Raw genomic sequence first — 19,922 nt, 5'->3', positions numbered from 1 at the left:
CCGAGCACACCTTCGGCACAACTCTCGCGAGCCGGTTAGCCTTGGCGAGCATGAGAGTTCTCGTGACGGGGGCAAGTGGTTACATCGGTTCGCGTCTGGTCGCCGCGTTGCTCGACGACGGCGACACCGTCGTGGCCGCGTCACGTCGGCCGGACAGCCTCGATCGCTTCGACTGGCGACACGAGGTGGAGACGGTGGCGCTCGATGCAGGCGACACGAGCTCGCTGGCCGACGCGTTCGAGGCTGCCGGAGACATCGATACCGCGTACTACCTGGTGCACGCGATCGGCCAGGAGGACTACCGAGCCCAGGACCTGCGCTCGGCGGGGCAGTTCGCCGAAGCGGCGGCAGCGGCCGGTGTCAGGAGAATCGTCTATCTCGGTGGTTTCGCTCCGGAAGGTGAAGCGCTGTCCGAGCATCTCGGCAGCCGCGCCGACGTCGGCGAAGCACTCGACGTCGACGGCGTGGAGGTGGTGTGGCTCAAGGCCGCCATCGTCCTCGGCGCAGGCTCGACGTCCTACGAAATGCTCCGCTATCTCGCCGACCGACTGCTGGTGCTGCCGCTACCGAGCTGGCTGAACCGGCCCGTGCAGCCCATCGCCGTCGACGACGTTCTGTTCTACCTGCTGGCCTCCAGGCAGGAGGTGCCCGCGGGTGCGTACGACATCGGGGGGCCCGACGTCGTGCCCTACCGAGACTTACTGTTCGCGTACGTCGACGCCGCCGGCCTGACGCGGATCGGGGTGTCCGCTCCCGGCGTCCCCACCGGCCTCGCAGGTCGCGTGATCGGCAAGATCATCCCCGTCCCCGACGCTCTGGCCGAGGACCTCGTTCATTCCCTTCACAACACGATGACGGCGACCGAAAGTCGAATCGTCGATCTCGTCGGAGAGAAGGAGGGCGGGCGGACCACGATCGACGAAGCGATGCGCCGCAGCGTTCTCGGCACCGTCGGTGAGCCGCCGGGAGTTCGTGCATCCAAGGATCCGCTCCGGCTCGCGCACACCGACGCGGTCTGGAGTGGCGGCGACGCAATCGGCATCCGCCGCTACGGCGTCGCAGCATCCTCCGACGAGACGTGGAGCTTGCTCGAAGCCCTCGGTGCACGCAAGATGCTCTACTCGTGGCCGGTGGCAGCGGTGGTGCGCACCAACCTCGACGTGGTCGGTGGTGTTTCGGAACGCGCGAGATCGGTGATACGACGCGTGCGCGGGGGATCGAACGACGAACACGGCGGGGACGAGGAGGCTTGATGGCGACGTGGCAGACCACGGTGGTCGACGTGATGAAGTCCGCGCTCGTGGACAAGGTCGACCGTGATCACCGGCAGTCCGATCGCGCTTTCCTTCGCCGACGCATCGTCGTCGGCATCACACTCGTCGTCGGAGCAGTTCTTCTCGGTGTGTCGCTGTCGGTGAGCCCGGGCGACAACGCCTTCTACCCGCTGACGATCGCGCTGGCGGCTACGTGGATCATCGGCGGATTCGTCTCCGGCCCGTTGCACCTCGGGCGAATCACGTTCAACGGCTCGATGCGTCGGCCGATCATCACACCGATTCTCATCGGTCTCGCTGCCGGCGGTGTGTTCGTCGTCGGCGGTCTCGTCGTTCGCCAGATTCCGCCCCTCGCGGACTTCGTCGCCAACGTGTTGGCGCACGCCACGATGGGGTCGATGGGCCTGATCGTGTTCATCACGCTCCTGAACGGTGTGGCCGAGGAGATCTTCTTTCGTGGCGCACTCTTCGCCGCCATCGGACGCCGCAAGCCGGTTCTGATCTCGACGCTCGTCTACACGGTCGTCACCCTCGCCAGCGGCAACCCGATGCTCGCGTTCGCCGCCATCACCCTGGGGTTCGTCCTGGCGCTCCAGCGCCGCTCCTCCGGCGGCATCCTGGCGCCGATGCTGACTCACGTCGCCTGGTCGACAGTGATGGTGTTCGCTCTACCGCCACTCTTCGTCTGACGGCCACCGTCCGCTCCTGCCTGCGGGGTCGCCTTGCAAGGTCCGGAGTAGTTCGGCTTTGATCTGGGGCCGTCCCGCGCCGACGAGGGTGAACGTAGCCTCCCGCACCAGCCGCTCCGGCGTGCCGTGCCCGACGATTGCTCCCGAACCGGTGGCGGTCACCAGCGCAGCCGCCGCCCGCATCGCCAGTTCCGACGCTTCCGCCCGCGCCGCGAACATGTCGTACGTGCCGGCGAGGGCGTCGTCGAATGCAGCGCGACGCTGGGAATGAGAGCGGCGAAACGATGAGGTATCGGTTCCGATGTCGTCCATCTGAGTGATGGCGCGACGTGCGACACCCATCGCCATGCACCCGTTCAGATACGACCCGTAGATCTGTCCGGACTGGAACTCCTCGTCCGTCACGACGGACACGACCTGAGAATCGTCCACCTCGACGCCGTCGAACAGCAGCCGGACCGTGTTGCTCGCGTCGACGGCGATCAGCGTCAGGCGTTCGACCTCGATACCGGCCGCATTCGTGGCCGGGATGACGAGGTGCACGATGGAATCGTCGAACTCGTCGCGCGCGGATACCTGAAGGATGTCGACTATGCCCCATCCCGTGACGAACGGCGCGTGCCCGTCCAACACGTAGCCGGTGTCGGTTCGGCGCGCATACAGCTTGGGCGGCCGCGGTATCGCGCCTGCGAAGGCAACACCCGCCTTGACGGATCCATCGATCACGCCGTCGAGATACCGTGTGCGCAACGACGTGTTGCTCGAGTGGGAGAGCGACATGACGACGCCGTTGTGCTGCATCCAGGTGAAGGTGGTTGCCAGGCAACCGGCGCAGAGGGTTTCGACGACGAGCGGCAACTCGTCCGACCCCAGCGGTTCACCGCGGTCGGATGCGAGCCCGTAGAAGCCCTCCGCCGCCAAGATTTCGAAATGGCTGGAGGGGATCTCACCGTCGGCGTCGACGGAGTCGGCGGCAGGGAACAGTACCGAATCGGCAAGTTCACGAGCACGCTCCGGCCAGGACGACACGGACACATCCTAGCCCGCACCCGGTGCGGATTTCCGGTAGTCCAGTCCGCCGAAACCGGGCGTTCTGGGCTACATTGCGCAGGTGAGCGAAAATCTCGACCGGATCGACCGGTTGATCATCGACGAACTCGTCGCAGACGGCCGCGCGACCCTCGCGACTCTGGCCGACAAGGCAAGCCTGTCGGTGTCGGCGGTGCAATCGCGTGTACGCCGTCTGGAATCGAGACGAGTCATTCGCGGCTACACCGCACAGGTCGACTCGGAAGCGTTGGGCCGGCCGCTGTCTGCGTTCGTTGCGATCACCCCGATCGATCCGGCGCAGCCCGACGATGCGCCTGCCCGCCTCCGGCACATCACCGCGATCGAGTCGTGTCACTCGGTCGCCGGTGAGGAAAGCTACGTCCTGTTGGTGCGAACCTCGTCGCCGCGTGCACTCGAACAACTGCTCCAAGACATTCGAGCTACCGCGAACGTTCGTACCCGCAGCACCATCATTCTGCAGACGTTCTACGACCGATGACGCGTTCTGGAGTGCGCAAGGTTGTCTCCGCCGTCCTGTCGTACGGGGTGGTCGGACTGGTGATGTGGCTCCTCTACCGGACCGTCGGTAACTCCGGTTCAGTGTCCGACGCCATCGGGTCCATCTCCCTCACCCACGTTCTCGTCGTCTCCGGTCTCGGCCTCGTCTACCTCGCATCGATGTTCAAGCCCATGACCTACACTCTCCCGGGGCTCGACCTGCCGCGTGCCGGGGTAGCACGAACCGCGTCGTCGGCGCTCGCCAACACTGTGCCCGAAGGCGGCACCGTCGCAACCGGATTGACGTTCGCGATGTATCGATCGTGGGGGTTCACGCTCGCCGCGAGCACGACCTCCATTCTCGCCGTGGGGTTGTGGACCAATCTTTCGCGCTACGGAGTCATGGCGATCGCGCTCGTCGTACTCGTCGTGTTCGGCTCGGTGTCCGGGTCGGTGGTGTGGATTGCCGTCGGCGCGTGCGTGGTCGTGACGGCCATCTGCGCATCGATCGGATGCATCCTGAGCAGCGATCGGTTCGCTCGCGCCCTCGGTCGGCTGCTCACACGGATGCGCGGTGCCGTGGCCGAGCGCATCACCAGAATCCAACCTCGGGACATGGAAGAGCAGATCGCCAACTTCCGTGCCGATCTGCTCGCCGAAGTCCGGACGTCCTGGAGGTCACTGACCGCCACGATGGTGTTGACGCAGGTACTCGGCGCGACAGTGCTCGGTGTGTCGGTTCGGATGGCCGGTCTGGGTCACGACGACATCGGGTGGGACAGAATCTTCGTGGCGTTCGGAGCGATGTCGCTCGCAGCGTTCGTTGCCCCGACGCCGGGTGGCCTCGGGGTCGCCGAGGCCGCGTTGATCGCCGTGCTCGGGGTCGGGTTGTCCACCGGTCAGCAGGCGGAACTCGTTGCGGCTGTTCTGGTGTTCCGATTCGCGACGTGGTTCCTGCCCATTCCCATCGGCCTCGTGTCCTACCTCTACTGGCGTCTGACGAAGAACTGGAAGGTCTTCCAGTCGCCCCGTTCTCAGCCGTCGAGTGAGCGCCACACCCGATCCGAGGAGAGCGGAAGGGCATGAAGCCGTGATCCGATGGCGTCCTTGATCGCATTCGCCAGCGCCGGGGCGACCGGGTTGTACGGTGATTCGCTCATCGACTTGGCGCCGAACGGGCCGAGCTGGTCGTAGGTGTCGGCGAAGTACACCTCGGTCGGAGGTATGTCGGCGAACTGCGGGACGTGGTAGCTGCGAATGGAATCGGTGACGACCGTCCCCGCGCCGTCGGTCTGGATCTCCTCGTACAACGCCGAACCGATGCCCTGAGCCACGCCGCCTTCGACCTGGCCACGGCACTGTTGAGGATTCATGACGGTGCCTGCGTCGGCGCTCTGGATCGACTGCAGGATTCGGACGGTGCCGGTGCTCTCCTCGACTGCGACGCGGAAGGCGTGAACGTTGAACGCCAACGATCGGGGGACCCCGCCACTGTCACCCGACGCGGTCAGTGTTCCGCCCGCGTCGGCGAGGACGTCGGGCAGGGACATGAAGCGATCCTCGCAGTGCACACCCTCCGGCCCGAGGATGCATGCCTCCGGCGCGACGCCGAACGCCGACGCGGCAACACCGCGAATGCGCTCGGAGAGGAGCAGGACCGCTGCTAGGAGCGCTTTGCCCGCCACGACGGTCCCGGCCGAACCGAAGGCACCCGTGTCGTATGTCGCGGAATCGGTGTCGGACTGCCGGACAACGATCCGGTCGGGGGACGTGGCGAGTTCCGTCGCGGCGATCTGCGTGTGCACCGTCGTCGTCCCGTTGCCGAACTCTGCTGTGCCGATGCCGATCTCGTAGGTTCCGTCGCGGCCGAGCGATACGGTGACCTCCGCGAAGTGCCCACGCGGCGGGATGGTTGCGATCATCGCGATCGCCATTCCCTCGCCGACCTTCCATCCCGGTGGAGCACCGACACCGTTGCCCTCCCTCAACGCGCGCTCTGCCAGGTCGAGACACTGGTCGAGGCCGTAGCTGCCGAACATCAGATCGTCTCCCTCGACGTGCGCGGCCACGAGGGGATCACCCGGCACCACGACATTGCGGCGTCGGAACTCGAAGGGATCGATGTCCAGGTCGCGTGCCAGATCGTCGATCGCGGACTCGACCGCGAAGATCACCTGTCCCAGCCCGTACCCGCGGAACGCGCCGGACGGAATGTTGTTGGTGTAGACGGACTTCGCGTCGACCCGCTTGTTGGCGCATCGGTAGACGGCGACCGATTCTCCGCACCCGTGGAACATGACGCCGGGGGAGTGGTTTCCGTACGCCCCTGCGTCGGTCACCACATCCACCGCCAGCGCGGTCAGGACGCCGTCGGCGGTGCCCGCCACCGTGACGTCGACCTGGAACGGGTGACGGCACGGTGAGACGGTGAACTCGTCGCCACGGGTGAACTCGAACTGGACGGGCGAGCCCGTTCTCAACACTGCGAGCGCAACGATGTCCTCGGTCAGCAACTCCTGCTTCCCTCCGAACCCACCGCCGACGCGGGCGGTGAACACCCGGACGCGGTCGGGGCGAAGACCGAAGATCTCGCAGATCTCGTTGCGCACCAGAAACGGAACCTGAGTGCTCGTCCGTAGCGTCAGGCGTCCGGAGTCGTCCATCCATCCGATCGTGCCGTGCGTCTCGAGATGCACGTGCTGGATTCGCTGTGTGGTGAATCGGCCGGTGACGACGGCATCGGCATCGGCGACGGCCGCGTCCACATCGCCGGTGCCACCGTGCAATTCGGCAACGAGATTGCGCGACGGGTCCGCGATCCGCGACTCCTGGCCCTTGTCCGCATGTACGAGCGGCGCCCCGGGAAGCGACGCCGCTGCGGGATCGAACACCGCAGGCAGTACCTCGTACTCCACCACGAGCGCTCGGCATCCCGCTTCGGCATCGGCCAGGGTCTCTCCGACGACCACCGCGACGCGTTGCCCCTTGAAGCGCATCACCGTGTCGATCACGCGAGTGTCGTCCGGGTCGTCCGTCCGTTGTTCGTGGCGGGCGGTGGAGAACAGCCGGTCCGGGCTGTCCGCGGAGGTGAGGACCAGTCTGACTCCGGGTAGTGCCTCGGCGACCGACGTGTCGATCGACACCACTCTCGCGTGTGGATGCGGACTGCCCAGAACACTGGCGTGCAGGAGCCCGGCCGGCTTGATGTCCAGTGTGTAGTCCTCGGTTCCCGTGACGATTCGCGTTGCCGCAGGAGCAGACAGCGACCGACCCGACGACGGACCGTCGGTGACCTTCTCGGTGTTCACCACGCCGCGCACCGCGTCGGCGATACTGCGATACCCGGTGCAGCGGCACAGGTTGCCCTTCAGCTTCTGCGCAAGATCGTCGCGGGGCAGATCCGTTTCATCGTCGAGCGTCGACGCAGTGACCACCATCCCCGCAGTGCAGAAACCGCACTGGAAGCCTCCCGCCTCGACGAATCGTCGCTGGACAGGATGCAGGTCCTCGGGCGTGCCCAGCCCCGCGACCGTGGTCACTTGCCGATCGACGGCACGAAACGCCGGAAAGATGCAGGAATGTACCGGCTCTCCGTCGACGAGAACCGAACAGGCGCCGCAGTCTCCGGCGTCGCACCCCTTCTTGACCTCGAAATGCGCGTGATCACGCAGCAGAGTGCGCAGGCATTGCCCTGGGCGAGGGGAACATTCGGTGGGTGTGCCGTTGATGCCGACTAGCACGTCAGTTCCTCCAGAATCTCCGCAGCCGAGCCGATGGTGATGTGTCGGCGCCAATCCGGCGCTCCGTGGGGGTCGCCGTACCAGGCAGTGTCGGGAATACTCCCGGCGAGCGCTCCTCTCAGCTCGTCCTGGCTCGGCAGCCCAGGAAAGCGGAGTACGTACGGGCGCCTCGTCGCGGCCGTCACGCTGACGACGAACTGTTCGTTGGTATCGCGACGCCCGACGACCACCGCCGCGGAACGTCCGAGCGGAGAGAGAGCAATCTTCCGGAACGCGGTTGTCGCGGAGAGTGCCTCGGAGGTGAAGCGAACGCTGCGCAGCACGTCGCCCACCCGCAGGGCGTTCTCGTGCGGCCCGGTCACCAAGTCGACCACCGGGACGGTGTACTCGGAACCGTCGTCGGCCCAGACCGTCGCGACGCCGTCCAGAGCCGTCGCGAGTGAGATCATCGCACCCGCGGGTAGAGAGAGACAGATGTTGCCGCCGACGGTGGCGACCTTCCAGATCTTGAACGACGCGAGCAATGCTGTCGCACACTGCTCGAACAACACCGTCGCCGGCCAGTCCCGTTCGAAGGTCGCCGTCGCCAGTGTCTCGATCGTGCAGGTCGCCGCGACGGTCAATCCGGCGTCGTCCACCACGAGCGGCGGCCAACCCAGACCGGTGATGTCGACCAGACGCGTCAGATGGTCCTGTTTCTCCGACATCAACCAGGTTCCACCGGCGATGACCGCACTGTCGTCGCGGCCGGGAGGAACATCGGACCGCATGCGCGGAATCACCACGTCGGCAATCGTTCCCAGGTCCATCCGTCACCGCCTTCGTGTGCCGCAGGAGCGGAGCCTGCGGAGTGACCATCGTGTGCCGCAGGAGCGGAGCCTGCGGAGTGACCATTGTGCTCCGCAGGAGCGGAGCCTGCGGAGTGACAATGTGCGAACTCTAGTGAACATCTGTTACGGCGGCGGCGTACTGATGCGATACGACCGAAACGCGACCGAAACACTCCGCGGTTATTGTCCGTTCCTACAAAGCCGGGGAACATCGGAGGTGAACATGCAGGTCAAAGACCTGCTCGCGGTTCCGGAATTTGGCATCCGCATGCTGACCACGGACACGGAGGCGTACGAGCGAACCGTCAAGTGGACGTTCACGACCGATCTACCGGATCCGTCTCGCTACATCGCGGGCGGCGAGTTGGTCATCACCGGACTCGTGTGGCGCCGAGCGCCCGAGGATTCGGACGCGTTCGTTCGGGCAGTGTTCGGCTCGGGCGCTGTGGCATTGGCAGCCGGTGAGGGGTTGCTCGGTCACGTTCCGGTCGATCTCGTCGACGCGTGCGAGCGGCACGGACTGCCCCTGCTCGCCGTACCGGCGTCGGTGTCGTTCGGCGATCTGACGGAGTTTCTCGTCGACCGGGTGTCGGGCGACAGGATCGCCGCGTTGAACACCTCGCTCATGCGACAACGACAGCTCCTGACGGCTGTCGCCGACGGCCGTGCCCTCGACGAGCTGGCCGTCCACACCACACGCGAGACCGGGATGCAGTGCTCGATCTTCACCGCGACCGGGCGTCGACTCGTCGTCGAAGCGACCCCCTTCTCCGACGAGGACGTCGATGCGCTGACCCGCTGCGCCCTGTCCGCCGACAGCCTGCCCGCGACGGTCACCCTCGCAGGAGGCCGCGTCCACAGCATCTTCGGTGTCGGTGCGGCGCTGTCCACCAGAGCGATGCGCTGGTTCCTTGCCGTCTCCGGTGACTACCGGACCTTCGGTCCGGCGATCTCCGACGCCCTCGGTCAGCTCGCGTCGATCGCTGCTCTCGACCGCGCTCGCAGGGAGGAAGGCCGCCTCGTGCGACGCGAAATCGCCGACCAGGCCGTGCGATTGCTGGAAGAGGACTGGTCGACATCGGAGACGCTCGTACGGCTTCGCCAAGCCGGCGTCGATCCCGAACAACCACTCGTCGTGATCAGTGCGGTCTTCGTCGGTCGAGGTGACATGCACGAACTGCTCAGGACCGTTCTGTCGGACACTCTGACGTCCTTCGGCGGTGGATGCGTCGGTGGCGGAAGCCGCGGCGACATAGTGGGGATCGTGACAACCAAAGCCGTCGACATCGTGCCCGTTCTCCGGACGAGATTGCGCAGGCTGGCCGCCGGGATCGGGAGGAGCAGGCTCGTCGTCGGCGTCAGCTCCGAGGTGACGGGCTCGGCACTGGAAGGTGCGGTTCAATCCGCTCGTCACGCGTCCGACGTGGCGAGGGCGAGCGAGAAACAGGTCGCTGTCGTCGCCGCGGGCGATCTGGACTCGGCGGTCTCGCTGGTGTCGATTCTTCCCGACCGTGTCCGACGCGACTATGCCGAGCGTGTCCTCGGTCCGGTGCTTCGGTACGACGGCGACTCCGGACTACTCGACACCCTGCGTGAGTTCCTGGCCCAGGGCGGTTCGTGGAACAGGACAGCCGACGTGCTTCACGTCCATCTCAACACGGTCCGCTACCGGATCAAACGCGTCGAAGAACTGCTCGGCCGCGATATGGCGTCCACTGCGGACCGCGTCGACGTCTACCTGGCTCTGCAATCGGTGGCGCAACCGCACACCTAGAATCGGGCTCATGGCTTTCACGGGGATCCCTTTCGCCGCTCTCGACTTCTACGAGGACCTGGAAGCGGACAACAGCAAAGTGTGGTGGAACGCCCACAAGGACGTCTACCAACACTCGGTGAAGGAACCGATGACGGCGCTTCTCGCCGAACTCGAGTCCGAGTTCGGTCCCGCGAAGATGTTCCGGCCGTACCGCGACGTCCGATTCTCGAAGGACAAGACCCCCTACAAAGCGCACCAGGGTGCGTTCGTCGCGCGGGGCTCGGCCCTGGGGTACTACGTTCAGATCGACCCGGCCGGACTTTTCGTCGCGGGCGGCTTTTATCACGCGGACGCCGACGGAATCGCCCGGTTCCGGGACGCCGTCGACACCGAGGTGCGCGGGACCGAGCTCGAGAACATCGTTGCGGCGATGCAGAAAGCAGGCTTCGAGATCGGCGGCGACCAGCTCAAGACCAAACCGCGAGGTTACGACGCCGACCACCCGCGGATCGAACTGCTCCGCCACAAGACCCTGACCGTCAGCAGGCATTTCGGTTCGCCTGCCTGGCTCGAAACACCGAAAGCCGCTGCACGGGTCCGTGAATCGTGGCGGAAGATGGCCCCTCTCGTCGAGTGGGCCGAGCAGGTTCTGCAGTAGGTACCGGTGCTCAGCCGACCACCGAGTAGGTGCGCCATGCACTGCCGGCGTCCGGGGCATCCTCGCGCTCGACCGTCGCCTGGATCAAACCATAGGGTCGATCGTCGGCGTTGAATACCTCGTTGTCGTTGGGGACACCGAAACGTGCTGTGTCGTAGAGGAAATGATGCTTGTTGGGTGCCGACATCCGAATCTCTGCGATGAACGGATACTTCTGCAGTACCGCCTCACCCATCGCGTACAACGTCTGCTGCAGTGCAAGTGACTGCAGATTGGCGAACCGCTCGATCATCGCGGCCTTCACGCCTGCGTGGACTCCGTCCCAGTCCACGTCGGTGCGAGTGTAGCGCCACTGCGCAGTGAGAGACGTCGCCATCACCCGGTCATGGGTCGGTTCGAGCACGGTCAGCTCGTCCTCGAGGAAGCCCGCGAACTCCGACCCGGTGGACTTGAGGATGATCAGTTCCTTGAAACCGCTGACGACCCACGTCTTCTGGTACTCGCCCTTGCCTTCGACGGTCACCGCGGACGTGCGGATCTCCTCGCCCTTGCGCGTCCACGTGTGGTCGTGCTCGGCTCCGTCGACGACAACACGCTGCCAGGCGTACTCCTCGAGCTCGATGCGGGCGCCCTCGACGGGCTCGACATCGTCGACGTAATGCCGGGCAAGGTCTAGCCCGTAGCTCTCGATGTGCAACAGGCCCTTGGACTTGGCGTACGTGTATGCCGTCTGCTTCTGCGTATCCGTCGGTAGAACATTCGATTGATCGCCGACGAGGTGGGCGGGTGAGAAGTCGCCGCGCAGCGCGCTCGAGACGTTGATGTCGTGGATCTCGTGTCGCGGAGAATCACGGTAGATCCGTACGACTCGGTTCTCGGCTTTGCCGTACTGGTTTGCCCCGAGGACGATCTTGCCGTTCAGGTCGGTCATCTCAGCTCCCGCGATAGGTGGAATAGGCGAACGGGGACAACAACAATGGAACGTGGTAGTGCGCATCCGGGTCGGTCACAGCGAACGAGATGGACACTTCCGGATAGAACGTCGCCGTGCCGTGGACGTCGAAGTAGCTGCCGGTGTCGAAGGACAGGCGGTACGTACCGGTAGCGACCGGACCGGGTACCAGTTCCGGCACCCGTCCGTCGGCGTCGGTGGCCGCCGTCGCGATCTGTCCGTCCACCGGATGGAACAGCGCGACCCGTATCCCCACCGCGGGAGCCCCGGCGACCGCGTCGAGAACGTGCGTGCTGATCCCGCTCACTGCTGCGGCCCCAACACCCGGTTCAGTCGAATTCTGTTGATCTTGGCCAGTTCCACGCGCAGCACCCGTCGCTCGGTCTCGGGGTCGTTCCCCAATCTCTCTTCGAGGATAGCGAGCAACTCCGTCGCCGACCGTCCGGTGGCGCACACCAGGTATACGTGCCCGAACTGTGCTTCGTACTTGCGATTGGCCTCGGCGAGCTCGGCCAGCACATCCGATCCTGCACTCTGGACAGCCGCCTGCTCGCGCTGGGAGGAGCTGTTGTCCGCCCGCCCGCCGATCCGGGGGTGGCCGTCGAGCGCCTGGTCGATCTCCGCTTCCGGGAGTTCGGCGAGCACTCGATCTGCCCGGTCCAGCAGTTGATCTCGGGACGAGAACGGCCGAGACCCGGCGACCCGTCGAGCCCAGATCGACGACGAGCAACACTCGAACAGAGCATGCATCGCCTGCCGGTCCGACAGTTCGTTGAACCCGTCCAGGCCTATCCATTCGTGTAACAACGCATCTCGCTATCTGTGCTCGGTCAGCCGACCGAAGCGGGCGGCGGCGATGGGGTTGGCGTCGGCGACGAGGTCGTCGAAGCGATAGTTCGCGATCTTGGCGATCTCGATCATCGCAAACGATCGCTCGGCCGCGGCTGCATTCTCCATGCGCGACCACCCATTGGCGAGAACTCTGTCGTAGCGTTCGGTCTCCCTGGCACAGATCACGAGCGGAAATCCGAAGTGCTGCCGGTACTCCGCCGCGAGTTGGACGATGCTGTCGTGCTCGTCTTCCTCCAGATTGGACAGGCCGACGTGATCTGCAGCGTGCAGTGTTCCCGTCGCATCCTCACTGCCGAGGTCGGGGTAACTGTTGATCAGCTCCACCTGCTCCTCCGTCGTCCCGGCCAGCAGAGATTCCTGGAACGCCTCCCGCAGGCTGTGCGCGTCGGCGAACGGTGCCTGCTGGTACGCACGCTCGACCACCCATGGTGTGCCCTGAACCAGACCGCCGAACGTCGAGGCGAATTCGTCGGGAATCATTGCGTTGACCTTGTCCAGGGTGATTCCCTTACCCGGTCCACCTGCCACGGCCTGGCCGCGACCACCGAGATGGAAGAACAACACGTTCAACACGATCGCCGTGACGGCTCCGAGGACGATACCGCTGCCGAAGAGCATCTCGAGCCATGCAGGCACGCCCTGGGACACCGTCGGTTGGATCGTCACCAGCATCGCGAGGCCCAGGCTGGTTGCCACGATGATCAAATTGCGGTGGTCGGTGAAATCGACCTTGGACAGCGTCTGGATTCCCACCACGGCAACCGTCGCGAACAGAGCCAGCGCCGCACCGCCGAGCACGGGCGGCGGAATCGACGCAACGACCGCGGCGGTTTTCGGCAGTAGCCCCAGCAGGATCATGATTGCGCCCGCCGCTGCCACGACCCACCGGCTCCGAACTCCGGTGAGACGCACCAGCCCGACGTTCTCCGAGAATGCGGTGTAGGGGAACGAGTTGAACGTCCCGCCGATCACCGTCGCCACGCCGTCCGCGCGCAGGGTTGCCGCTATGTCGTCCTTCTTGATCCGCTTCCCGACTATTTCGCCGGTGGCATAGACACTTCCGGTGGTTTCGACGGCAATGATCAGCATGACGACGATCATCGAGATGATCGCGATGAAGCTGAACTTCGGCGCGCCGAACAGGAACGGCTGCGTGAAGCCCACCCACGATGCTTCACCGGTGCCGTCGAAGCTCATGTCTCCCAGAACGAATGCGACGGCGCTCCCGATCACCAAACCGAGCAACACCGCGATGGTCGCCATGAATCCTTTGAAGAAGCGCTGAATCAGCACGATGATCAGCAGGGTGCCGATGGCGTACGCCATCCACCGTCCGTTCGTCGGATCCTGCTCGTGCGTAGCGGGATTGGTCACCGCATCGTTGACGGCGACGGGGAGCAGTGCGACGCCGATGATCGTGATCACCGTCCCGGTCACGACGGGCGGAAAGAACCTCAGAAGCTTGCTGAAATACGGTGCCATGAAGAACGTGACGAGGCCCGCGACGATGACGGCTCCGTAGACGTACAGCAACCCCTCGGTGCCGCCGCCGTTCGCCATCGCGATCGCGATCACCGGTGACACTCCGGCAAACGTCACGCCCTGCAGAAGCGGGAGGCGAACGCCGATCTTCCAGAACCCCACGGACTGAATGATCGACGCGATCCCGCACGTGAACAGGTCGGCATTGATCAGGTGGATCAACTGTTCGTTGGTCAGTCCGATCGCGCTGCCGATGATGATCGGCACCAGTACGGCGCCCGCGTAGAACGCGACGACATGTTGAAAGCCGTACGCAGCGAGTTTGGGGACGGGCAACACTTCGTCGACAGGATGAACACGGCGACGCTTGATCGGGAGAACGGACATGTGGACACCTCGCGGTAGCGAACAGGAATCGAAGTCCTGCCACGCTGCAGGAGAAGTGGTAACAGAATCCGCCATCGCGGGAGATGTCGCGAGTCGAGCGGGCACAATAATGATCGGCTGTCCGGCCGTAGTCGTTGTGCGAATGTCCAAACGGAGGGTGCGCAGTGGTTCCAGATGCAGTGGTTCCAGATGCAGTGGGAGTGCTGCTGGCCGCAGGTGCCGGACGCCGATACGGCTCACCCAAGGTCCTCGCCCACGACGGTGACTGGCTGGCAGCGGCCGTCCAGGCATTGGTGGACGGAGGCTGCGCCGAGGTCGTGGTCGTCCTCGGTGCCGCCGACACCGACGTTCCCGCCCCCGCTCGCGCCGTGTATGCAGCCGACTGGCAGGAAGGGATGAGCGCATCGCTGAAGGCCGGGCTCGCCGCGGCAGGTGACGCAGCCTTCGCCGTCGTCCACGTGGTGGACACTCCCGACGTCGGCGAGGAGGTGGTGCGCGCAGTCCTGGCAGCGGCAGACGCCACCGGGCTCGCACGAGCAGTGTTCGACGGTTCCCCCGGTCACCCGGTGGTGTTCGGACGCGAGCACTGGGCCGCAGTCGCCGCCGGCGCAACGGGAGACAAGGGCGCCCGAGAATTTCTCCGCAACCGCGACGACGTCATCGCCGTCGAATGTTCGCGCTGGGCAACCGGTGTGGATCACGATCATCGATGAAGCCGTACCCGGGTTGGTACCGTGATTGCCGTGATTCTCGGCCCCGACGACCCGATTCCATACCAGCCTGAACGAATTCTGGTCGCCGGGACGGCCGGTGCGGGTAAGACCACGCTCGCCGGGCTCATCGGAGAGTGCCTCGGCATCGAACACATCGAGATCGACGCGTTGTATCACGGACCCGGTTGGATCCCGCGTGAGTCGTTCGAAGCCGACGTCGACGCGTTCTCCGCTCGCCCGAGATGGGTCACCGAATGGCAGTACTCCCTTGTCCGCGACCGTCTTGCCGACCGTGCGGATCTCGTCGTCTGGCTCGACCTGCCGCGGCGCGTTGTCATGAAGCAGGTCGTCGTCAGGACCGTTCGGCGGCGGTTGCGGCGAGAGATCCTGTGGAACGGCAACATCGAGCCGCCGCTGCACCGGATCTTCGTCGAACGCGACCACATAGTTCGCTGGGCATGGACCACTTACCACCGCAATCGTTCGAAGGTTCGGTCGATGGCTGTTCGTCGCCCCGACATGCCTGTGGTGCGTCTGCGAAGCCGTGCCGACGTCGACACCTGGGTCGCGGGGGCCTGTGCGGGCACGTCGCGCCGCTAGCCCGATGCTGCGGTTCGGGTGTCGGATGCTTCGCGTTCCTGGATTGCAGAAACCTCGGAGCTCAACCTCGGCTCCGATAGTTTCGACTTCGGACGAGCAACCACACCGAGCCGAGGACGGCTGCGACGAGGGATCCGGTGAGCACACCGACCTTTGCGTGTTCGCCTTCCAGAGTGCCTGTTCCGAAACCGAGATCGGCGATCAGCAGTGAAACCGTGAAACCGATGCCCGCGAGCAGTGCGACACCCACGAGATCGGGCCAGCGGAGGTCGTCGTCGAGCCTGAAACCCGGAAGGCGGGACATCAGCCAGGTGGTGGCCAGGATCCCGACGGGCTTGCCGATAACCAACGCCACGATGATGCCCAGGGCGACCGGGTCACCGTACGCAGAGGCGAGGCCGCTCGCACCGCCGACGTGGACACCGGCTGCGAAGAACGCGAACAGCGGAACTGCGAAGCAGGACGACCACGGTGTCAGGGTGTGTGCGAGTCGTTCGCTGGTGCCACCGCGCACAGGAACGCAGAATCCGAGCAGCACACCGGCGATGGTCGCGTGCACTCCCGACGCGTGCATCAGACCCCACGTCGCCAGGGCCAGGGGGACCAGGATCCACCCTGTAGCGAAGCCGCGTCGGTACGCGAACGCGAACAGCGCTGCCGCGATCAGTGCACCCACGAGAGTGAGTACCGAAATGGACTGGGTGTATCCCAGCGCGATGATGGCGACGGCGATCAGATCGTCGACGACAGCCAGCGTCAGCAGAAACAGTCGGACCGGCGGCGGGAGTTTGGATCCGACAAGAGCGAGGACGGCGACCGCGAACGCGATGTCCGTGGCTGCGGGCACCGCCCACCCTGTCGAGACGCCCTCGGCAGCAGGGATGTTGATGGCAAGGTAAAGACAGGCGGGAACGAGAACGCCGCCCACCGCCGCCGCGATCGGGACGGCCGCGGTTCGCGGATTGCGGAGGTCGCCGGCGACGAATTCACGGGCGAGTTCCAACCCGACGACGAAGAAGAACAGGGCAAGTACCCCATCGGCCGCCCACTGAGTGATCGACAGATGGAGGTGCAGTGTCGACGGGCCGATACTGAAATCGCCCAGAATGGAGTAGCTTTCGGACCAGGCGCTGTTCGCCCAGGTCAGCGCGGCGACCGTCGCGAGTAGAAGGAGCGCGCCACCGGTGGTGTCGCGGCGAAGAATGTGCATGAGTCACCGAAATCCGTGAGTGAAGAGAACGAGGCGTCGGACATCGGTGACTGCGGGGGAGGGCAGCCGGCGAGCAACTGCCCCCACGTGGAGATGTACCCGTTGGTGCCGAGGTGTGTGTGCGCGTCGATCATGTCAGGAATCTCGGCGTCCGAGCACGTCGGCGAGTTCGGTGATCGAGTCGAGGCTGTAGGTCCAGTCCGACTCGGCGATGAGGTCGGTGGTCTGGGACGGACCATGCTCGGTGGGGCGGGCGATGAAGGCGGTCTGGAATCCGCATGCACGCGCCGCGTCGAGGTCACTGTTGTGCGCGGCAACCATCATGCAGTGCTCCGGTGGGACACCGAGGATGTCGGCGGTGCGTAGGTATGCCTCGGGGCTCGGCTTGTAGGCGCGCACCGGCTCGGCGCCGAGTATCGCGTCCCACGGCAATCCTGCGTTCTTCGCCATGTCCAACAGCAGCGAGATGTTGCCGTTGGACAGGGGAGCGATCACGAACTGCGATTTCAACCGCGAGAGCCCGGAGACCGAGTCCGGCCACGGCGTCAGTCGATGCCAGACAGTGTTCAACCTAGCGACGGCCTCGGCGGGCAAGTGCACACCGAACTCGTCGAGTACGGTCCGCAGGCTTTCGAGGTGAAGCACGTCGAGACGGACGAACTCCCGCGCGCCGGATCGGACGTCCTCCATCGATGGTTGATAGAGACTGCGCCAACGGTCGGCGAACGCGTACGAATCGACGTCGCCAGGCAGTGCGTCGGCGCAGTGCGCGGCAACGCTGGTTCTCCAATCGACGACCGTGCCGAAGACGTCGAAGAGAAGTATCTTCGCCGTCACCGATCGCGCCGCCTGGAGCGATCGCCACCGAACAGCAGGGCACCGGTCAGAGGAATGAGAAGGAAGAACAACCAGCTGTTGGACACCGGTACGACGAAGAACAGGATCAGCGCAACGATCGGTGCCGCCGCCATGGTGGCTTTTCGCCAATCCCAGCCGTCCACCACGGCCGGGGCTGCCGGCTCGATCGCAGGCTCTGCGGACTTGGAGATGTCGAGCGGCCGGGACGCCGTAGGAGCCAACGAGGGCGTGGGAAGGTCGGTGAAGACCGAATCCAGCTCGCCGCGGGTTGTCGCTGCAGTCACCACCGCGCTGCGCTCGTCGAATTCCGGAAGCGTCAGGCGTCCGTCGCTCAGGTGCTGACTCAGGTTGGAGAGCGCCTGCTCGCGTTCGGCGGTACCAATGCGAACGTCCGGGTTGTCGGCCATGACAGACAGACTAACCCGGACGTCGCTTTCTTTCGTACTACTTCAGTTCTGCGAGGACGGTGCCCTGGGTGATGGCGGATCCGGGTGTGACGGTCAGGCCGGTCACTGTGCCTGCTTTGTGGGCGTTGACGGGGTTTTCCATTTTCATGGCTTCGAGGACGGCGATGAGGTCGCCTTCGGCGACTTCTTGTCCTTCTTCGACGGCGACCTTGACGACGGTGCCTTGCATGGGTGCGGTGACAGCGTCACCGGAGGCAGCTCCGGCGCCTGCGCCGCCGCGTGTGCGGGGCTTGGGCTTGCGGCGAATTGCACCGTCGGTCGCACCTGCGCCGCCGCCGAGGGAGAACTGGCCGGGCAGGGAGACCTCGACGCGTCGGCCTCCGACCTCGACGACGACGGCCTGGCGCGGCAGCGCCTCGTCCTCGCCCTGCGGCTCGCCTGCGGTGAACGGGGGTACCTGGTTGTCCCATTCGGTTTCGATCCAGCGGGTGTGGACGTCGAAGGATTCTCCGTCACCGATGAATGCGGGATCGGAGACGACGGCCGCGTGGAACGGGATGACCGTGGCGAGGCCTTCGACGGTGAATTCGGCCAACGCGCGACGCGAACGCGCGAGGGCTTCCTCGCGGGTGGCGCCGGTGACGATCAGCTTGGCGAGCATGGAGTCGAACTGGCCACCGATGACCGAGCCGGATTCGACACCGGAGTCCACGCGCACACCGGGACCGGAGGGGGCTACGAACGTGGTGACCGGGCCGGGAGCGGGCAGGAAGCCGCGGCCTGCGTCCTCACCGTTGATGCGGAACTCGAACGAGTGTCCACGCGGGGCGGGATCTTCGGTAATGGAGAGCTCTTCGCCGTTGGCGATGCGGAACTGCTGCAGCACCAGGTCGATGCCGGAGGTCTCTTCGGTGACGGGGTGCTCGACCTGAAGTCGGGTGTTGACCTCGAGGAAGGAGACCAGGCCGTCCTGGCCGACGAGGTATTCCACGGTCCCGGCGCCGTAGTAACCGGCCTCTTTGCAGATGGCCTTGGCGGAGGAATGGATCTCGGCGCGCTGGGTGTCGGTGAGGAACGGTGCCGGTGCTTCCTCGACGAGCTTCTGGAAGCGGCGCTGCAGGGAGCAGTCGCGGGTGCCTGCGACGACGACGTTGCCGTGCTGGTCGGCGATGACCTGTGCTTCGACGTGGCGGGGCTTGTCGAGGTAGCGCTCGACGAAGCATTCACCGCGACCGAACGCTGCGACGGCTTCGCGGGTGGCGGAGTCGAACAGCTCGGGGATCTCTTCGCGGGTGCGGGCGACCTTCATACCGCGGCCGCCGCCGCCGAAGGCGGCTTTGATGGCGATGGGGAGGCCGTGTTCGTCGGCGAAGGCAAGGATTTCCTCGGCGTCCTTCACTGGTTCTGCGGTGCCGGGAACGGAGGGTGCTTTGGCGCGGGCGGCGATGTGGCGGGCGGTGACTTTGTCGCCGAGGTCGCGGATGGATTGGGGGGAGGGTCCGATCCAGATCAGGCCTGCGTCGATGACGGCCTGGGCGAAGTCGGCGTTTTCGGAGAGGAAGCCGTAGCCGGGGTGGATGGCGTCGGCACCGGACTTGGCTGCGGCGCCCAAGAGTTTGTCGATGACCAAATACGATTCCGCCGAGGTCTGGCCGCCGAGGGCGAAGGCTTCGTCGGCGAGGCGGACGTGGGGGGCGTCGGCGTCGGGTTCTGCGTAGACCGCGACACTTCTCAGGCCTGCATCTGCTGCTGCTCTGATCACCCGAACTGCAATCTCGCCGCGATTAGCGACGAGGACCTTGGTGATATGCGCACTGGCATGGCTGGGCACTGAGCCTCCTGTGGTGTCGAGTGTTCCGTGCTGGCCGTTTCGTGCCGCACTGGTACGAGCGTCTCTTCGGAGTTTAAGCACAGCCCCGAAGACAACCGAAACTGGATGGTGATTATGGGGAACCTCCCCAAAAAT

19 protein-coding genes are annotated in these 19,922 nt (G+C 65.3%); 8 read left to right on the top strand and 11 right to left on the bottom strand.

The genetic code is table 11. The features are described 5' to 3' along the window. Window positions 1-50 precede the first annotated feature (50 nt). Together H292_RS0117040 and H292_RS0117035 are read left to right on the top strand one after the other, a co-directional pair. Window positions 51-1,253: an NAD(P)H-binding protein gene (locus H292_RS0117040; protein ID WP_019666177.1), complete on the top strand. Its 1,203-nt coding sequence runs from the start codon at window positions 51-53 to the stop codon at window positions 1,251-1,253. Continuing rightward, window positions 1,253-1,963: a CPBP family intramembrane glutamic endopeptidase gene (locus H292_RS0117035; RefSeq protein ID WP_019666176.1), complete on the top strand. Its 711-nt coding sequence runs from the start codon at window positions 1,253-1,255 to the stop codon at window positions 1,961-1,963. The genes H292_RS0117040 and H292_RS0117035 overlap by 1 nt, the downstream gene beginning before the upstream one ends. On the opposite strand, the gene H292_RS0117030 is transcribed toward H292_RS0117035, so the two are convergent. Beyond that, a complete protein-coding gene (locus H292_RS0117030; protein WP_020112156.1) occupies window positions 1,943-2,998 on the bottom strand; it encodes an acyl-CoA dehydrogenase family protein in 1,056 nt (351 codons plus the stop codon). The genes H292_RS0117035 and H292_RS0117030 overlap by 21 nt on opposite strands. A gap of 76 nt (window positions 2,999-3,074) precedes the next feature. On the opposite strand from H292_RS0117030, the gene H292_RS0117025 reads away from it, so the two are divergent. Both H292_RS0117025 and H292_RS0117020 read left to right on the top strand, forming a co-directional pair. Next, on the top strand, window positions 3,075-3,512 hold the full coding sequence (locus H292_RS0117025; RefSeq protein WP_019666174.1) for an Lrp/AsnC family transcriptional regulator: 438 nt from the start codon (window positions 3,075-3,077) through the stop codon (window positions 3,510-3,512). Then, a complete protein-coding gene (locus H292_RS0117020) occupies window positions 3,509-4,597 on the top strand; it encodes a lysylphosphatidylglycerol synthase transmembrane domain-containing protein (protein ID WP_027498879.1) in 1,089 nt (362 codons plus the stop codon). The genes H292_RS0117025 and H292_RS0117020 overlap by 4 nt, the downstream gene beginning before the upstream one ends. Here the strand turns inward: H292_RS0117020 and H292_RS0117015 are convergent. Both H292_RS0117015 and H292_RS0117010 read right to left on the bottom strand, forming a co-directional pair. Continuing rightward, window positions 4,546-7,251 (bottom strand): molybdopterin-dependent oxidoreductase, encoded by a 2,706-nt coding sequence (locus tag H292_RS0117015; RefSeq protein WP_027498878.1) that lies wholly within the window; start codon window positions 7,249-7,251, stop codon window positions 4,546-4,548. The genes H292_RS0117020 and H292_RS0117015 overlap by 52 nt on opposite strands. Next, the gene (locus tag H292_RS0117010; RefSeq protein ID WP_020112152.1) at window positions 7,245-8,060 is read right to left on the bottom strand and encodes an FAD binding domain-containing protein; all 816 of its coding nucleotides are present in this window, start codon (window positions 8,058-8,060) and stop codon (window positions 7,245-7,247) included. The genes H292_RS0117015 and H292_RS0117010 overlap by 7 nt, the downstream gene beginning before the upstream one ends. Before the next feature lie 244 nt (window positions 8,061-8,304). Here H292_RS0117010 and H292_RS0117005 point away from each other — a divergent pair, with 244 nt between their 5' ends. Together H292_RS0117005 and H292_RS0117000 are read left to right on the top strand one after the other, a co-directional pair. Further along, window positions 8,305-9,855 (top strand): PucR family transcriptional regulator, encoded by a 1,551-nt coding sequence (locus H292_RS0117005; RefSeq protein ID WP_231383864.1) that lies wholly within the window; start codon window positions 8,305-8,307, stop codon window positions 9,853-9,855. Between the two features lie 10 nt (window positions 9,856-9,865). After that, the gene (locus tag H292_RS0117000) at window positions 9,866-10,495 is read left to right on the top strand and encodes a DUF2461 domain-containing protein (protein ID WP_019666168.1); all 630 of its coding nucleotides are present in this window, start codon (window positions 9,866-9,868) and stop codon (window positions 10,493-10,495) included. A gap of 10 nt (window positions 10,496-10,505) precedes the next feature. Here H292_RS0117000 and pucL read toward each other — a convergent pair whose 3' ends face one another. Genes pucL through H292_RS0116980 form a run of 4 tightly spaced genes read right to left on the bottom strand, consistent with a single transcriptional unit; the run spans window position 10,506 to window position 14,168 of the window. Next, complete coding sequence (pucL, locus tag H292_RS0116995; protein WP_020112150.1) at window positions 10,506-11,426, bottom strand: factor-independent urate hydroxylase; 921 nt, start codon at window positions 11,424-11,426, stop codon at window positions 10,506-10,508. A gap of 1 nt (window position 11,427) precedes the next feature. Then, window positions 11,428-11,754 (bottom strand): hydroxyisourate hydrolase, encoded by a 327-nt coding sequence (gene uraH / locus H292_RS0116990; RefSeq protein ID WP_019666166.1) that lies wholly within the window; start codon window positions 11,752-11,754, stop codon window positions 11,428-11,430. Further along, window positions 11,751-12,254, bottom strand: coding sequence for a 2-oxo-4-hydroxy-4-carboxy-5-ureidoimidazoline decarboxylase (gene uraD, locus H292_RS0116985; RefSeq protein WP_019666165.1), 504 nt, complete (start codon window positions 12,252-12,254; stop codon window positions 11,751-11,753). Before uraD ends, uraH begins: the two co-directional genes overlap by 4 nt. Window positions 12,255-12,263: 9 nt before the next feature. Beyond that, on the bottom strand, window positions 12,264-14,168 hold the full coding sequence (locus H292_RS0116980) for a solute carrier family 23 protein (protein ID WP_020112149.1): 1,905 nt from the start codon (window positions 14,166-14,168) through the stop codon (window positions 12,264-12,266). 179 nt (window positions 14,169-14,347) lie between these two features. Here H292_RS0116980 and H292_RS0116975 point away from each other — a divergent pair, with 179 nt between their 5' ends. Both H292_RS0116975 and H292_RS0116970 read left to right on the top strand, forming a co-directional pair. Continuing rightward, a complete protein-coding gene (locus H292_RS0116975; RefSeq protein ID WP_020112148.1) occupies window positions 14,348-14,881 on the top strand; it encodes a nucleotidyltransferase family protein in 534 nt (177 codons plus the stop codon). Between the two features lie 30 nt (window positions 14,882-14,911). Continuing rightward, window positions 14,912-15,481 (top strand): ATPase AAA, encoded by a 570-nt coding sequence (locus tag H292_RS0116970; protein WP_037181927.1) that lies wholly within the window; start codon window positions 14,912-14,914, stop codon window positions 15,479-15,481. A 61-nt stretch (window positions 15,482-15,542) separates the two neighbouring features. Here H292_RS0116970 and nhaA read toward each other — a convergent pair whose 3' ends face one another. The 4 genes from nhaA to H292_RS0116950 form a co-directional block, all read right to left on the bottom strand. Further along, a complete protein-coding gene (nhaA, locus tag H292_RS0116965) occupies window positions 15,543-16,691 on the bottom strand; it encodes a Na+/H+ antiporter NhaA (protein ID WP_020112146.1) in 1,149 nt (382 codons plus the stop codon). 135 nt (window positions 16,692-16,826) lie between these two features. Beyond that, entirely contained in the window at window positions 16,827-17,528 is a 702-nt protein-coding gene (locus H292_RS0116960; protein WP_020112145.1) for a haloacid dehalogenase type II, read from the bottom strand. Continuing rightward, the gene (locus H292_RS0116955; protein ID WP_020112144.1) at window positions 17,525-17,956 is read right to left on the bottom strand and encodes a DUF1707 SHOCT-like domain-containing protein; all 432 of its coding nucleotides are present in this window, start codon (window positions 17,954-17,956) and stop codon (window positions 17,525-17,527) included. Before H292_RS0116955 ends, H292_RS0116960 begins: the two co-directional genes overlap by 4 nt. A gap of 37 nt (window positions 17,957-17,993) precedes the next feature. Then, window positions 17,994-19,787, bottom strand: a complete 1,794-nt coding sequence (locus H292_RS0116950) for an acetyl/propionyl/methylcrotonyl-CoA carboxylase subunit alpha (RefSeq protein WP_020112143.1) — start codon at window positions 19,785-19,787, stop codon at window positions 17,994-17,996. Between the last annotated feature and the right edge of the window lie 135 nt (window positions 19,788-19,922).

This window comes from Rhodococcus sp. 114MFTsu3.1 (genome assembly GCF_000383555.1).
Lineage (GTDB): Bacteria > Actinomycetota > Actinomycetes > Mycobacteriales > Mycobacteriaceae > Rhodococcoides > Rhodococcoides fascians_E.
The sequence above is the reverse complement of the archived record's forward strand: the minus strand, read 5'-3'. Positions and strand labels throughout refer to the sequence as shown.

Coding starts and splice junctions, on each gene's coding strand:
- H292_RS0117020 (WP_027498879.1), top strand. CDS start 3,509: ATGACGCGTTCTGGAGTGCGCAAGGTTGTCTCCGCCGTCCTGTCGTAC.
- H292_RS0117010 (WP_020112152.1), bottom strand. CDS start 8,060: ATGGACCTGGGAACGATTGCCGACGTGGTGATTCCGCGCATGCGGTCC.
- H292_RS0117000 (WP_019666168.1), top strand. CDS start 9,866: ATGGCTTTCACGGGGATCCCTTTCGCCGCTCTCGACTTCTACGAGGAC.
- H292_RS0117035 (WP_019666176.1), top strand. CDS start 1,253: ATGGCGACGTGGCAGACCACGGTGGTCGACGTGATGAAGTCCGCGCTC.
- H292_RS0116955 (WP_020112144.1), bottom strand. CDS start 17,956: ATGGCCGACAACCCGGACGTTCGCATTGGTACCGCCGAACGCGAGCAG.
- H292_RS0117005 (WP_231383864.1), top strand. CDS start 8,305: ATGCAGGTCAAAGACCTGCTCGCGGTTCCGGAATTTGGCATCCGCATG.
- nhaA (WP_020112146.1), bottom strand. CDS start 16,691: ATGCACATTCTTCGCCGCGACACCACCGGTGGCGCGCTCCTTCTACTC.
- H292_RS0116980 (WP_020112149.1), bottom strand. CDS start 14,168: ATGTCCGTTCTCCCGATCAAGCGTCGCCGTGTTCATCCTGTCGACGAA.
- pucL (WP_020112150.1), bottom strand. CDS start 11,426: ATGACCGACCTGAACGGCAAGATCGTCCTCGGGGCAAACCAGTACGGC.
- H292_RS0117040 (WP_019666177.1), top strand. CDS start 51: ATGAGAGTTCTCGTGACGGGGGCAAGTGGTTACATCGGTTCGCGTCTG.